The sequence below is a fragment of the Agromyces sp. Leaf222 genome (assembly GCF_001421565.1).
Classification (GTDB): Bacteria; Actinomycetota; Actinomycetes; order Actinomycetales; family Microbacteriaceae; genus Agromyces.
The window spans coordinates 975,685-988,891 of the sequence record NZ_LMKQ01000001.1 but is presented as its reverse complement, the minus strand read 5'-3'; the positions used below and the strand labels follow the sequence as shown (position 1 = coordinate 988,891).

Genomic DNA, 13,207 nt, shown 5'->3' with positions numbered 1-13,207 from the left:
GGGTGAGCGCATGTCGCGTGTTGACGCCGCGTCGTCGCGCCCAGCCCCAACTCGTTCGGCCGCCTCGACGACCTCGGCCTGTCGCGAAGAGGTCTCGACGCCGTCCGACTGACGCACGGCATGCCTAGACTGAGACGGTGAAGAGCCGTTCGGCGGTCCCGACCCTGCAAGACGTCGCCGATCGGGCCGGCGTCGCGAGAGCGACCGCGTCGTTGGCGCTCAACGGCAAGGGCCGCATGTCGGAGCAGACGCGTCAGCGTGTTCGCACGGCGGCCGACGAGTTGAACTACGTCGTCAACGTCTCGGCACGCAATCTCCGCACGGCGCGCTCCGGCGCGGTCGGCATCTACATTCCCGACCACACGTTGAGCTCCCGGTACTACATGGACGTCGCCTTCGGCGCGGTGGAGCAGGCGCAGTCATCCGACCTGCTCGTCACGCTCATGCCGACCGCCTTCGCTCCTCGCTCGGGCATCACCGAGCACCTCGACGGCTTCATCATGGTCGACCCGATGGACGGCGACCCGATCGTCGAGCGACTGCTTCGCGGGCGGGCGCCGGTTGTGAGCGGCGAGGGATCACCGGCGGGACTGCCCTCGCCGTTCGGCCTCGTGCAGTCCGATCACCGGGCAGGAATGCGAGTGCTCCTCGACCACCTCTGGGAGCACGGGAGTCGGCATCCCGCCTGCATCCTGCCCGACCACTCGATCGCGTGGGGTCGCCAGATGCACGAGGGCTACGCGGACTGGTGCGCCGAGCGCGGCATCGAACCGCGCCTCGCGGCCGGAACCCTTCACGCGACGCCGCAGGAGAACCGCGAGCTCGTCGCCGCATTCGTCGCCGATCTCGGCGAGGTCGATGCGATCGTCGGCGGCGCCGACGGCGTCGCCCTCATGGCGCTCGACGCCCTCCGCGAGGCAGGCATCGAGGTCGGCCCCGACATGATGCTGGCCAGCTACGTCGACGGGGATGCGCTCGCCGTCACGGAGCCGTCGATCACCGCACTCGACTTGGCTCCGCGCGACTTCGGTCGTCGCTGCATGGACCTCCTGGCCGGAGCCTTGGACGGCACCATCGAGGCCGGGGCGACGGTCGAGATGCCGGTCACGCTCATTCCTCGGGCATCGACCATGCGCGTGCGCACCCTCCGCTGACGCGTCAGATGTCGATGCCGAACCTCGATGATGAATCGATTATGCAATTGCGGATGCAGCGTGCATAATCGATTCACCTCGCGGGGAACCCCCTTCTCGCGACGCGACCACGCAAGCGAAGGAGCTTGGTTTGGGCATCATCGACTCTCCCCGGATGGACCCCCCTGTGGCTGAGGGGCAACCCCACGCCCTGCGGACGAACGCGCTCGGTACCGGCGGCATCGTCTTCATGGTCATCTCGGCGGCCGCCCCGCTCACCATCGTCGCGGGCGTCGCGCCGATCGCGATCCTGATCGGCGGCATCGCGGCACCGATCGTCTACACGGTGGCCGGCATCGTGCTCGGCATCTTCGCGATCGCGTTCATGGCCATGACCCGCTACGTCAAGGCGCTCGGCGGCTTCTACACCTATATCGCGCAAGCGCTCGGCAAGGCCGCGGGCCTGGGCTCCTCGTTCGTCGCGCTGGTCTCGTACAACGCGCTGCAGATCGGCCTGTACGGTCTTCTCGGCGCCCAGGGCCACGAGATGTTCCTCACGCAGTTCGGCATCGACATCCCCTGGTGGGCGATCGCCGGTGTCGGCATCTTCGCGGTCTTCTTCGTCGCCTATCGGGGCGTCGACGTCGGCGCCAAGGTACTCGGCGTCCTGCTCGGCGCAGAGGCGCTCATCCTCGTGATATTCGCCGTGGTCGTCCTGGCGCAGGGCGGCGCCGAGGGCATCACGTTCGGCAGCTTCACGCCCGATGCGATGCTCAACCCCGGCCTCTTCGCGATCCTCGGCGCCGGCTTCGCCGCGTTCATGGGCTTCGAGTCGACCGCCCTCTACCGCGAGGAGGCGCGCGACCCCGAGCGCACCATCCCGCGTGCGACGTACATCTCCGTCGCATTCATGGCGATCTTCTACGGCTTCATCATCTGGGCGGTCATCATCTCGCTCGGCGAGACCAACGCCGTCGACCTGGCTGCTGAGAACCCGGCCGGACTCGTCTTCGCACAGGCGGGCCACTACCTCGGCGCCTGGGCCGAACTCGCCATGTACCTGCTGATCCTCACCAGCGTGTACGCCTCGCAGCTCGCCTTCCACAACGCCATCAACCGCTACACGTTCTCGATGGCGCGTGACGGCGTTCTTCCCGTCTCGCTGAGCCGCACGCACCCGACGTCCGGCTCGCCGTACGTCTCGGGCATCCTGCAGACGATCCTCGCCGTCGTCGTGGTGGCCTTCTTCGCGATGGCCGGCCTCGATCCCTACATGCAGCTGCTCCTCTGGGTGAACAGCCCGGGCGTGCTGGGCATCCTCTTCCTGCAGGTGCTCACGTGCCTGGCCGTCGTGGTGTTCTTCGTGCGCAACCGCGACATCGCGCGCCGCTGGTTCGTCATCCCCTCCGCCGTGGTCGCGGGCCTCGCGATGACCGGCGTGCTCTGGCTCCTGTGCACGAGCCTCGACATGCTCACCGCAGGTGGACCGGTCGTCAACGTGATCGTCGTCGCCATCACCCCGGTGACCTTCGTGGTCGGCGTCGTGCTCGCCCTGATCTGGAAGCGCACCCGTCCGGAGGTCTATGCCAGGATCGGCGGCGCCAGCGAGTTCTCCGAGGTCGAGCGATGAGCACCGGCGACCTGCTCATCCGGGCGGGCGCCGTGCTCACCCCTGAGGTCATCAGTGGTGAATCGGAGGCCGCCCCCGGCTTCGTCGCGATCCGGGACGGCGTCATCGTCGAGGTCGGAGACGGCGACGGCGCGGAGTGGCAGGCCGGCCGCGTCGTAGACCTCGGCGAAGCCACGCTCGCACCCGGGTTCATCGACGCGCACATCCACCCGATCATGGGGCTCCAGTTGACCAGGGGCGTCGACCTGTCAGGGCTGCAGTCCCTGGACGAAGTACGCGCGGCGCTCGTGTCGCACATCACCGAGACCGACGACTCCTGGGTCGTCGGCTGGGGACTCGACCTCAATGCGTTCGGCGCCGGCGAGGCCTCGTTCGCACTCTTCGACGGCATCGAGGACGCGCGCCCGATCTTCCTCACGATGTTCGACGGCCATTCCGCCCTGGCCTCACGGGAGGCGCTGCGCATCGCCGGAATCACCGGCCGGGAGACGTTCCCGGACGCTTCCAGCGTCGCCGTGGATGCGAACGGCGAGCCCACCGGACTCCTGCTCGAGATGAGCGCGGTGACCCTGCTCTGGAACCACCTCCCCACGCAGACGTTCGACGAGCGGGTCGGGGCATTGGAAGCCCTGTTCCGCGGCATGGCCGAGGCCGGCCTGGTCGCGGGCCAGATGCTCGACCTGACCGCGCCCGACTCCTTCGCACTGCTCGAAGAACTCGAGCGCCGGGGAGAGTCCGCCATCCGGCTTCGCATCTCGCCGTTCGTCATGCCCGGCTTCACCGATGAGGACCTCCAGGACATCGTCGGGCTGCAGGAACGGGCAGGCCGACGCTGGCACGTTCGCGGCGTCAAGCTCATGATCGACGGCACCGTCGACAACGGCACCGCCTGGCTGTTCGAGCCCGACGCTCGCGGCGAATCGACGGAATCGCTCTGGCTCGATGAAGGCGAGTACCGCCGAGCCGTCGCGTTCTTCCATGAGCGCGGCATTCCGACCACGACGCACGCGATCGGCGATCGGGGCATCGCCTTCGTCGCCGAGACCCTCGCCGCATTGCAGGTCAACGGCACGCAGCACCGCATCGAGCACGTCGAGACACTGCCGGACGCGGTGCTCGAAACGATCGTCGCGGCAGGGGTGGCCGTCAGCATGCAGCCCACACACTGCACGCACTACACCCGCGCCGACCACACCGACAACTGGTCGACCCGGCTCGGCGACGAACGTGCCGACCGGGCCTGGCGCGTCGGCGACCTCCGTCGCCGCGGCGCGATCGTGACGCTCGGCTCCGACTGGCCGATCGCCCCGTACGACCCGCGGACCTCGTTCGTCTCGGCGGTGCTCCGGCGTCCGTCCGGCAGGCCCGAGGTGGAACCGGTCCTCCCAGGACAGGCCATCTCCGCCGCGGCCGCCGTCGAGGGCTACACCAGCGAGTTCTGGCGTTCCGTCGGCGAAGAGGGAGGCGTCATCGCGCCCGGCATGCGCGCCGACCTGACGGCGTTCGCGCACAATCCGCTCACCACCGACCCTGACGAGTTCGCCACGACGCCCGTGCTCCTGACGGTCGTCGACGGCGACGTGGTGGTCGATCGCGTGCCGGAGTTCGACCTGAGCTGAATCCGCTCGCATCGCGTGGAACCCGCACGCAGAGGACCCCGGCTCTTCGGGAGATCACGTGGATCTCGTGAAGAGCCGGGGTCCTCGGTTCGTTACGCTCCAGGGCTCTGCCGCCGAGCAGTGGTGCGTCAGTACCGCGAGATGACCTGGATGCCGGCGCCGCTGCCGACGGGCTTGTCGACGTAGCATCCGGCGTCGTAGGCGGCCTGCCACGCCGACTTCTGCAGTGCCGAGGCGTTGTACACGGCGAACGAGCGGGTGCCTGCGTAGCGGCAGAGCTGGTTCCAGCTGTTGCGGCCGACGATGCCATCGGAGACCAGGCCGGTGTAGCTCTGGAAACGTCGCACGTTCGTGTTGGTGTTGGCGCCGAAGCTGTTGTCGACGGCCAGTTGGTAGCCGCCGTAGCTGCCGCCGCGGGTTGCGGCGATGCCGTTCAGCATGCGCTGGATGTAGCCGACGCAGGTCGAGTAGCCGCCCGACGAGTACTGGTAGGCCGTGCAGCCCTTGCCGGTCGCACCGGTGGCCGCGTTCGCCGCAGTGGCCGGCGCGATCGCACACAGCCCGGCGATCGCGAGCGCGGTCATGGCTCCGGCGACGCCCCTCCTCAGCTTGATCATGGTCGCACTACTCCGTTTCGGACGGTCGATGGATGCCGCGGCATCCGAGGTGAGCTGCGCAACTGCGCGCGGCGCGAGCCTATCCAGCCGCCCGGTGCGGTGGGAATGGGCAGGGCTTCCCCTCCCCGAAGGGGTGACACACGCGCAAGCGCGGCTTATATTAGATAGATCGAATACTGGAGGTGGATCGATGAGCGCAGGCAGCCTGATTCGCACCGCCCGCAAGAGCCGCCGGCTGACGCAGGGTGCGCTCGGGCGCCGCGCCGAGCTGTCGCAGTCCCATCTGTCGCTGATCGAACGCGGGCACCAGAATCCTTCGTTCGATGCCGTGGAGCGAGCGCTCCGCGCGACCGGTCACCGCCTGATCGCCGTGCCGAGCGTTCGCGACGACGCGGCGGCCGTCGCCGCCGACATCCGATTCGCGGTGCTCGACGGCCGCGAAGAGCTCGCACTGCGCCGATTCATCCAGCTCAGCGACAACCTGCACGCCGAACACGGTGCGGTTCGGTTCGCGCTCACGATCTCGGAGCCCGAACCCACCGGCAGCAAGCAATGGGACGCCGCGATCGCCGCAGTCGTCGCACACCACCTGGTCACCGAGCACCTTCCGGTACCCGACTGGGCGAACAGTCCGACGCGCACCCTGCGCCGACGGTGGGCAGTCGGCGAGGGGCCCTACACGCTCACGCCCGAGCTTCACCGGGTTCCGCCGGAGTTCCTGCGACGCGGCGTGCTCATCGATGCAGACACGTTGGTCAGCGCATGACCACGCGATTCGACCGCGACGGGCTCATCGACGGGCTTCGGCAGCTCATCGCGAAGCTGCGGGAGACCGACGGCCCGACCGGCCTGCGCATCATCGGCGGAGCAGCCCTCGCCCTGCGTTACTTCGAACGCGAATCGACCGTCGACATCGACGCCCGGCCGATCGGCGACGCCGAACCGGTGCTCGAAGCCGGCCGGGCGATCGCCGCCGAGAACGGCTGGCCCGAAGACTGGCTCAACTCGAAGGCATCGGGCTTCATCCCCGAATACGGCGCGGCCGTGACCGACTGGCACACCCTGTACGACGACGGAACGGTCGTCGTTCAGGTCGCCTCCGCCGAGGCGATGCTCGTGATGAAGCTCCGGGCGAACCGGCCCGGGCGCGACGAACGAGATCTCGCGAACCTCATGGCGATCGGCGGCATCACCACGGTCGACGATGCCGAGGCGCTCTACGAGTCGTACTACCCGGCCGATCTCCTCCCCGATCGTGCGGTGCGCATGGTCGAGAGGATCCTGAAGGTCGGACTCCCCCAAGCGCCGCCGGCACCGCCACGACCCGACCTCGGAAGCTGACGAGCGCTGCCGGAAGCAGCGCCACCCGCATCCGGTGCCACGCTCGGCTGGCGCCCTACGCCCAGCCCAGCTCCCCGAGTTTCGCGTCGTCGAGGCCGAAGTAGTGGCCGATCTCATGCACGAGCGTGATGCGCACGCGGGCGCGCAGGGCGTCGAGGTCGGCGCTGTGCTCCGCCATGGTGTTCTTGAACAGGGTGATGCGGTCGGGCAGCTCGCCGTAGCCGTAGACGCCGCGGGTCTTCAGCGGGCGGCCGCTGTACAGGCCGTAGAGCCGCGGCCGCTGGCCGACCGGCTGGTTCGCCGTGAGGATCGCGACGTTCTCGAGCCCCTCGACCATCTCGTCGGGCAGCGCATCGAACTCGTCGGCGACCATGCGCTCGAAGTCGTCGTCGGAGATCTCGACCATGACCCCATTCTGCGCGCTGCGTCGGTGCGCGCGGCCGGTTCCGCGAACTTCCGCCGCGCCGTCAGTACGTCTGCGCCACGATCGCCTGGGCGACCGCCTGCGCCCCGTCGCCCTGGATCTCGTAGAGCGTGGCGCCGATGCTCAGGTACGCGGGCGACGCCGGCCCGTCGTGGGCGACGGCGACGACCGCGGCGGCATCCGCCGGGGCATCCGCCAGGTCGAACGGAGTCAGGCCGACATCGCCGTCGGGTGCGCCGAAGCGGTCGAAGAGCGGTGAGAAGCCGCGCGCCGTCGTGATCGTGACGCTGGGGATCCCGTCGACCCAGAGCTCGCAGTCGAACGCGAGCGCCGCGGCGTGCACCGCCTCGCTGAAGTACGACGGCGCCTCGGCCGTCGGATCGACGGTCGTGTACTCGACGCCCGCGTCGGCCGGCAGCTGCAGCGCGGCGACGATGCCCTGTTCGTCGAGTCCGCCGTTGCACACCGCATCCGTCTGCCTGGGCTCCACGGCCGGCCAGGCGAGTTGCGCCGGTGACGCCGCCTGCACGGCGGTGAACGCCGACTCGGCGACATCCGCGAGCCTGCCGATGATCGCGTCGGCGTCGAGCCCGGCGAAGCGGCCGCCGGTCGAGGTCAGGGCCGCGGCGCTCAGGCTCGCGACCACCCAGCTCTCGCCGACGGGCGCAGAGATCGACCAGCCGGGGTCGCCACCCGAGACGGATGCCTCGATGCCGGCGAGGGTGCGGGTGTCGGTCGACGGCGAGTCGCCCGCCCACAGCGGCACCCACTGGTCGGCGGCGCCCGGCAGCACGTCGATGCGCAGGTACGCCCAGTCGCTCGGGGCGTTGTACTCGGGCATGCCCGACCCGACCCGCCACGAGCACGGCAACCCGCCCGCGCCCTCGAGCAGCACGCCGTCGAACACGTCTGCGCGGTTCACCGCGGGCACCGGCTGCACCGCGACCCCGTCGGCACCCTCGAGCGCGGCAGCCAGAAGATCGGTCGGTGCGAGGTCGTCGCACGAGAGCAGCACCGGCTCGGGCGCGGGCGTCGACTCGGTCGGCGACGCGCTCGGCGTCGGCGTCGCGGGGGCGATGGGAGCGGTGCACGCCGTGAGGGCGAGCAGGAGCAGCGAGGCGGTGACGGCCGCAGCCGGTTTCAGGTGCACGGTACGACGCTAGTGGGCGGGTGGCCGCCGGGGCATGAGGGTGGGCACTGGGAACACCGACCGACGGGCGCGCTTCAGCCCTGCTTCAGCAACCGCGACGAGAATGGCGTGGATGCGAATCCTGGTGGTCGACGACGAGGTGCGCCTCGCCGACGGCGTGCGCCGCGGGCTCGAGGCCGAGGGCTTCGCCGTCGATGTGGCGCACAACGGCGTCGATGGGCTCTGGCGAGCGCGCGAGACGCGGTACGACGCGATCGTGCTCGACCTGATGATGCCCGGCATGAGCGGGTGGAAGGTCTGCGAGGCGCTGCGCGCGGAGGAGAACTGGACGCCCGTGCTCATGCTCACCGCCAAGGACGGCGAGTGGGACCAGGTCGAGGCCCTCGAGACGGGCGCCGACGATTACGTGACGAAGCCGTTCTCGTTCGCCGTGCTCGTCGCCAGGCTGCGTGCGCTGATCCGTCGCGGCGGCGTCGAGCGGCCGGTCGTGCTCGAGGCCGGCGACCTGCGCCTCGACCCGAGCAGCAAGCGCGTCTGGCGCGGCGACGAGCAGGTCGCGCTCACGGCCCGCGAGTTCGCCGTGCTCGAGCACCTCATGCGGCACCGCGGGCAGGTGCTCTCCAAGCGCGACCTCATCTCGGGCGTCTGGAACGACGACTTCGAGGGCGACCCGAACATCATCGAGGTCTACGTCGGGCACCTGCGCCGCAAGCTCGACCGCCCCTTCGGGCGCGAGGCCATCGAGACCGTGCGCGGCTCCGGGTACCGGCTGGCGGCCGACGGTGGCTGAGCGGCGGCGGCAGTCGGCGTCGGCGGCGAGGTCGGCGAAGCCGGCGCGGCCGATGCGCTCGGTGCGGGCGCGTGCGACGGCCGGGGCGACCATCGTCATCGCGGTCGTGCTGCTCATCGGCTCGTTCGCGTTCCTCGAGATCCTGCGCGGCAGCATGCTCGGTGCGTCGACCAGGGCCGCCGAGACGCGTGCGGAGGCGCTGGCGACCCAGGTCGAGATGCAGGGCCCGGCGGCGATCGAGGCGCTCGACGACGAGCTCGTGCAGGTGCTCTCACCGGGCGGCGAGGTCGTCGCGGGGTCCGACGAGGCTCCGGATGCCGCACTGCCGTTCGCCGACGATCCGCAGGTGTTCACCGTCGACGACGAGCCCGTGCTCGTGGTGACCGAAGACCTCGACGGCGACGGCACCCTCGTGCTCGGGGTCTCGGTCGAGGACGACGTCGAGACCCTCGGCACGGTCACGCTGCTGCTCGCCGTGTCGGTGCCGCTCGTGGTGCTGCTCGTCGCCGTCAGCACCTGGATCGTGATGGGGCGTGCGCTGCGCCCCGTGGCGCGCATCACCGCCGAGGTCGAGGACATCACGGCAGACCGCCTCGACCGGCGCGTGCCCGTTCCCGCGTCCGGCGACGAGATCGCCGCCCTCGCCGAGACCATGAACGCGATGCTCGAACGGCTCGATGCCTCGGCGAGCGCGCAGCGACGCTTCGTCTCCGACGCGTCGCACGAGTTGAGGTCGCCGTTGGCCACGATCCGCCAGCACGCCGAGCTCGCGCAGGCCCATCCCGAAGTGACGTCACTGCAAGAGCTGGCGGATGTCGCGCACGACGAGGGGCTGCGCCTGCAGGGACTCGTCGACGCGCTGCTGCTGCTCGCGCGCCTCGACGAGGGTGCGCCGAGCGCCGACGAACCCGTGGACCTCGACGACCTCGTGTTCGCCGAGGCTGCACGGCTGCGGGCCGCCGGAGTCGCGGTGGACGAGACGGGCGTCGGCGCCGCGCGCGTGCACGGCAACCCGCAACTGCTCGGCCAGCTGCTGCGCAACCTCGCTGACAACGCCGCACGCCATGCCCGCAGCCGCGTCGCCCTCGGTCTGGCCGAACGCGACGGACAGGCGGTGCTCGTCGTCGACGACGATGGCGCCGGCATCCCCGCGGCCGAGCGCGAGCGCGTGTTCGACCGGTTCGTGCGCCTCGACGACGCCCGCGATCGTGACGCCGGCGGCAGCGGCCTGGGCCTCGCCATCGTGCTGGCCGTCGCCCGCGCCGCGCACGGCGACGTCACGATCGACGACGGCCCGCTCGGCGGCGCCCGCTTCATCGTGCGCCTGCCCGCGGCATCCTGAACCCGGCTTCAGGAAGCTTCAGGGTCGCTTCAGCGCCCGTTCGACACCATCGGGACATGAGCGAAACGACGAACACCCCGAACCCGCCCGACCCGAAGAAGGCGGATGCCGCGACGCACGAGAACACGAAGATCGACGCCGCGCCGACCACGACCCCCGCGAAGCCGGCCTCGCGCAAGCGCACCCTGCTCATCGCGGGCGGCTCCGTGCTCGCAGTCGCGCTCCTCGCCGGAGGCGGCATCGCCGTCGGCGCCGCGATGGCCGACGAGCACGACGGCGACGATGACGGAACGACGGCCACCTCCGTCGCCGACCAGGACGACGAGGGCGGGCGTGACGACGACGCCCGCGACGACGGCAAGGACGACACCACGTTGGCCGCCGGCTCCGGCGCCACCTCGGCAAGCGAGCTGAGCGAGATCATCGCCGCCGCGGCATCCGAGGCCGAGGGCACGCCGGTCAGCCTCGACGCGAACTCCGACGGCAGCTGGGACGTCGAGTTCCGCACCGACGCCGGCGACGAGACCGAGGTGCGCGTGGCCGACGGCAGCGCGAAGGTCATCTCGACCGAGGCCGCCGACGCCGATGACGCGAACGACCCCGCCCCGCAGGGAGCCCTCGACGCGGCGACCGTGAAGGCACTCGTCGACGCCGCCCTCGGCGAGGTCGACGGCCGCGTCGTCGAGCTCGACGTGGACGACGACACCACCTCGCCCTATGACGTCTCGGTGCTCACCGGCGACGGACGCACCGTCGAGGTCTCGCTCGATGCCGACGTGAACGTGGTGACCTCCGGCACCGACGACTGACGACGTTCCGGCGACCGGCATGCCGGCTGCCGGAGCCGAGGCCGGCCCGAAGCCGAGTTGCTGGCCCGCGGAGGCGACAGGCCTCAGCGGGCCAGTTCGGCCTCCGTCCCCACCCAGCCCAGCTTGTCGGGATTCGCCATCGAGAAGATGCGCGTGATGCGCCCGCCCTCGATCGTGAGGCTCACGACGCCGGCCAGCTGCCCGTCGAGCTCGACGCGGATGCCCGGATGCCCGTTGAGCCACGCCGGCGCGGCGACGACCTCACCCGGCGTCTTCGCGAGTCCGCCGACCAGGTACCGCGCGATGCGGTCGGCACCGATGATCGGCCGCAGCGCCGCGCCCCGAACCTTGCCGCCGCCGTCGGCGACCGACACCACGTCGGGCGCGAGCACGTCCATGAGGCCCTGCACGTCACCCGTGTTCAGCGCCGCGACGAGCTGCGCGACGACCCGCTCATGCTCGGCATCCACGACCTCCATGCGCGGCCGGCGCGCGGCGACGTGGTCCTTCGCGCGGTGGGCGATCTGCCGCACGGCCGCCGGCGACTTGTCGACGGCGACCGCGATCTCGTCGTACGGCACGTCGAACACCTCGTGCAGCACGAACACGGCGCGCTCGGTCGGCCCGAGCGTCTCGAGCACGGTGAGCATCGCGATCGAGACGCTCTCGGCCAGCTCGACGTCGTCGGCGACATCCGGGCTCGTGAGCAGCGGCTCCGGCAGCCACTCCCCCACGTACGACTCGCGCCGGCGCGACACCGAGCGCAGGTGGTTCAGCGCCTGCCGCGTGACGATGCGCACGAGGTACGCCCGCGGGTCGCGCACGTCGTCGCGCGCGACATCCGCCCAACGCAGCCAGGACTCCTGCAGCACGTCCTCCGCATCGACCGCCGAGCCGAGCATCTCGTAGGCGACAGTGAAGAGCAGGCTGCGATGGGTGACGAACGGATCGTCGGTCATGCCGGCGAGCTTACGACCGTGGGCCGTTGGGCGAGAGGCGGCAGGCCGCATGCGTCCGCGAACCCCTCGGAGGTGATCCCGAGGGTGATGTTCATGCGCGCGCTCATGTTCATGAACGCCACGCGGGCGGTGAGCTCGATGAGGGCGGCCGGGCCGAGCTCGTCGAGCAGCGCCGCCGACATCTCGTCGGTCACGGCCGGCGGCGTCTGGCTCATCGCCTCGGCGTACTCCATGACGCTGCGCTCCAAGGGCGTGAAGACGGATGCCTCGCGCCACCGTGGCACCTCGCGCACCTTCGCCTCGTCGAGGTGCTCGTTGTGGGCCATGAAGTAGTTCAGGTCGAGGCAGGCGTTGCAGCCGACGTAAGCGGCTGCGGCCATGACGGCGTAGGAGTCGAGGTCGGGGTCGAGCTCGTGCCAGCGCACGACCTTGCGGCCGAAGCCCATCGCGTCCTTCATCACGGCCTGGTGGTGCCACAGCACGCCGAGCGAGTCGGGCACCTTGCCGATCATGCGGCGGGCGGCGAACTTCGTCGCGGTTCCGTAGAGCCCCGTGACCTCGGCCGGCGGGATGCGGGTGCTGATGCTCATCGTGTCCTCCTGGGTGTGGTTCGCGGGCCCGGTTCGGCCCGTCGACATGGAGACACCGCTCGAGCGACGGATGTGACATCCGCTCGATGCGCAACCCGGTCGACGCCGTCGGCGCGAGCCGGTATCGTCCGGTGCGATCGCCGCAAAGACGCTCGAATGAACGGGGAACCACGATGTCAGAGGTGCTGCTCTTCCACCACGCGCTCGGCCCGAACGACGGCCTGCGCGCCTTCGCCGATTCCCTGCGCGAGGCGGGCCACACGGTGCACGCACCCGACCTCTTCGAGGGGCGCACGTTCGACACCATCGAGGACGGTGTCGCCTACGCGAAGGAGGTGGGCTGGGACGAGATCATGGCCCGCGGCGTGCAGGCGGCCGACGCGCTGCCGCACGAGCTCGTGTACGCGGGATTCTCGCTCGGCGTCGTGCCCGCCCAACTGCTCGCCCAGACCCGGCCGGGCGCCTCGGGCGCGCTGTTCTTCTACTCCTGCCTGCCGGCGTCGGAGTTCGGCGACTGGCCGGCGGGCGTGCCCGTGCAGATCCATGGTGCGGATGCCGACCCGATCTTCATGGAGGAGGGCGACGTCGATGCCGCCCGCGAGCTCGTCGCGACCACCGACGACGCCCAGTTGTTCCTCTACCCCGGCAACCAGCACTACTTCGCGGACTCCAGCCTGCCGGGCTACGACGCCGAGGCGGGCCGGATCCTCATGGAGCGGGTGCTCGCGTTCCTCGCGCGCGTCGGCTGAGCGACATTCCCGCTGGCGCGGATCCGTGCGAGCGACGGATGCCGCGGCATCCGG

The 13,207-nt window shown here is 70.5% G+C and carries 14 protein-coding genes; 9 read left to right on the top strand and 5 right to left on the bottom strand.

Going from position 1 to position 13,207, the window contains the following annotated elements; translation table 11 throughout:
• The first annotated feature begins 137 nt into the window (after positions 1–137).
• The 3 genes from ASE68_RS04300 to ASE68_RS04290 all read left to right on the top strand — a co-directional run bounded on the left by ASE68_RS04300 (position 138) and on the right by ASE68_RS04290 (position 4,382).
• A complete protein-coding gene (locus ASE68_RS04300) occupies positions 138–1,154 on the top strand; it encodes a LacI family DNA-binding transcriptional regulator (RefSeq protein ID WP_055855480.1) in 1,017 nt (338 codons plus the stop codon).
• A gap of 154 nt (positions 1,155–1,308) precedes the next feature.
• The gene (locus ASE68_RS04295) at positions 1,309–2,763 is read left to right on the top strand and encodes an APC family permease (RefSeq protein ID WP_055855478.1); all 1,455 of its coding nucleotides are present in this window, start codon (positions 1,309–1,311) and stop codon (positions 2,761–2,763) included.
• Positions 2,760–4,382 carry an amidohydrolase gene (locus ASE68_RS04290; RefSeq protein WP_055855476.1) on the top strand — a complete coding sequence of 541 codons (1,623 nt, stop codon included), beginning with the start codon at positions 2,760–2,762 and terminating at the stop codon, positions 4,380–4,382. Before ASE68_RS04295 ends, ASE68_RS04290 begins: the two co-directional genes overlap by 4 nt.
• Before the next feature lie 128 nt (positions 4,383–4,510).
• Here ASE68_RS04290 and ASE68_RS04285 read toward each other — a convergent pair whose 3' ends face one another.
• On the bottom strand, positions 4,511–4,999 hold the full coding sequence (locus ASE68_RS04285; protein WP_055855475.1) for a peptidoglycan-binding protein: 489 nt from the start codon (positions 4,997–4,999) through the stop codon (positions 4,511–4,513).
• A gap of 190 nt (positions 5,000–5,189) precedes the next feature.
• Between ASE68_RS04285 and ASE68_RS04280 the strand changes: the two genes are divergently transcribed.
• Both ASE68_RS04280 and ASE68_RS04275 read left to right on the top strand, forming a co-directional pair.
• Positions 5,190–5,765 carry a helix-turn-helix domain-containing protein gene (locus ASE68_RS04280; protein ID WP_055855473.1) on the top strand — a complete coding sequence of 192 codons (576 nt, stop codon included), beginning with the start codon at positions 5,190–5,192 and terminating at the stop codon, positions 5,763–5,765.
• On the top strand, positions 5,762–6,340 hold the full coding sequence (locus tag ASE68_RS04275; protein ID WP_055855471.1) for a hypothetical protein: 579 nt from the start codon (positions 5,762–5,764) through the stop codon (positions 6,338–6,340). Before ASE68_RS04280 ends, ASE68_RS04275 begins: the two co-directional genes overlap by 4 nt.
• 55 nt (positions 6,341–6,395) lie before the next feature.
• Here ASE68_RS04275 and ASE68_RS04270 read toward each other — a convergent pair whose 3' ends face one another.
• Both ASE68_RS04270 and ASE68_RS04265 read right to left on the bottom strand, forming a co-directional pair.
• Positions 6,396–6,746, bottom strand: coding sequence for a metallopeptidase family protein (locus tag ASE68_RS04270; RefSeq protein ID WP_055855470.1), 351 nt, complete (start codon positions 6,744–6,746; stop codon positions 6,396–6,398).
• 61 nt (positions 6,747–6,807) lie between these two features.
• Positions 6,808–7,914 (bottom strand): hypothetical protein, encoded by a 1,107-nt coding sequence (locus tag ASE68_RS04265; protein ID WP_055855468.1) that lies wholly within the window; start codon positions 7,912–7,914, stop codon positions 6,808–6,810.
• A 112-nt stretch (positions 7,915–8,026) separates the two neighbouring features.
• On the opposite strand from ASE68_RS04265, the gene ASE68_RS04260 reads away from it, so the two are divergent.
• Genes ASE68_RS04260 through ASE68_RS04250 form a run of 3 tightly spaced genes read left to right on the top strand, consistent with a single transcriptional unit; the run spans position 8,027 to position 10,855 of the window.
• Positions 8,027–8,704 carry a response regulator transcription factor gene (locus ASE68_RS04260; protein WP_055860660.1) on the top strand — a complete coding sequence of 226 codons (678 nt, stop codon included), beginning with the start codon at positions 8,027–8,029 and terminating at the stop codon, positions 8,702–8,704.
• Complete coding sequence (locus ASE68_RS04255; RefSeq protein ID WP_235480757.1) at positions 8,697–10,046, top strand: HAMP domain-containing sensor histidine kinase; 1,350 nt, start codon at positions 8,697–8,699, stop codon at positions 10,044–10,046. Before ASE68_RS04260 ends, ASE68_RS04255 begins: the two co-directional genes overlap by 8 nt.
• A 56-nt stretch (positions 10,047–10,102) precedes the next feature.
• Entirely contained in the window at positions 10,103–10,855 is a 753-nt protein-coding gene (locus ASE68_RS04250) for a PepSY domain-containing protein (RefSeq protein ID WP_055855466.1), read from the top strand.
• 83 nt (positions 10,856–10,938) lie between these two features.
• Here ASE68_RS04250 and ASE68_RS04245 read toward each other — a convergent pair whose 3' ends face one another.
• Both ASE68_RS04245 and ASE68_RS04240 read right to left on the bottom strand, forming a co-directional pair.
• Positions 10,939–11,814, bottom strand: coding sequence for an RNA polymerase sigma-70 factor (locus tag ASE68_RS04245; RefSeq protein ID WP_055855464.1), 876 nt, complete (start codon positions 11,812–11,814; stop codon positions 10,939–10,941).
• On the bottom strand, positions 11,811–12,404 hold the full coding sequence (locus ASE68_RS04240; RefSeq protein WP_055860654.1) for a carboxymuconolactone decarboxylase family protein: 594 nt from the start codon (positions 12,402–12,404) through the stop codon (positions 11,811–11,813). Before ASE68_RS04240 ends, ASE68_RS04245 begins: the two co-directional genes overlap by 4 nt.
• Before the next feature lie 173 nt (positions 12,405–12,577).
• On the opposite strand from ASE68_RS04240, the gene ASE68_RS04235 reads away from it, so the two are divergent.
• Positions 12,578–13,153 carry a dienelactone hydrolase family protein gene (locus ASE68_RS04235; protein WP_055855463.1) on the top strand — a complete coding sequence of 192 codons (576 nt, stop codon included), beginning with the start codon at positions 12,578–12,580 and terminating at the stop codon, positions 13,151–13,153.
• Positions 13,154–13,207: the final 54 nt, after the last annotated feature.

Bases quoted from the DNA above. Each gene is read 5' to 3' on its own strand.
- ASE68_RS04250 (WP_055855466.1), top strand. From the start codon at position 10,103: ATGAGCGAAACGACGAACACCCCGAACCCGCCCGACCCGAAGAAGGCG.
- ASE68_RS04235 (WP_055855463.1), top strand. From the start codon at position 12,578: ATGTCAGAGGTGCTGCTCTTCCACCACGCGCTCGGCCCGAACGACGGC.
- ASE68_RS04260 (WP_055860660.1), top strand. From the start codon at position 8,027: ATGCGAATCCTGGTGGTCGACGACGAGGTGCGCCTCGCCGACGGCGTG.
- ASE68_RS04270 (WP_055855470.1), bottom strand. From the start codon at position 6,746: ATGGTCGAGATCTCCGACGACGACTTCGAGCGCATGGTCGCCGACGAG.
- ASE68_RS04285 (WP_055855475.1), bottom strand. From the start codon at position 4,999: ATGATCAAGCTGAGGAGGGGCGTCGCCGGAGCCATGACCGCGCTCGCG.
- ASE68_RS04280 (WP_055855473.1), top strand. From the start codon at position 5,190: ATGAGCGCAGGCAGCCTGATTCGCACCGCCCGCAAGAGCCGCCGGCTG.
- ASE68_RS04240 (WP_055860654.1), bottom strand. From the start codon at position 12,404: ATGAGCATCAGCACCCGCATCCCGCCGGCCGAGGTCACGGGGCTCTAC.
- ASE68_RS04295 (WP_055855478.1), top strand. From the start codon at position 1,309: ATGGACCCCCCTGTGGCTGAGGGGCAACCCCACGCCCTGCGGACGAAC.
- ASE68_RS04290 (WP_055855476.1), top strand. From the start codon at position 2,760: ATGAGCACCGGCGACCTGCTCATCCGGGCGGGCGCCGTGCTCACCCCT.
- ASE68_RS04245 (WP_055855464.1), bottom strand. From the start codon at position 11,814: ATGACCGACGATCCGTTCGTCACCCATCGCAGCCTGCTCTTCACTGTC.
- ASE68_RS04275 (WP_055855471.1), top strand. From the start codon at position 5,762: ATGACCACGCGATTCGACCGCGACGGGCTCATCGACGGGCTTCGGCAG.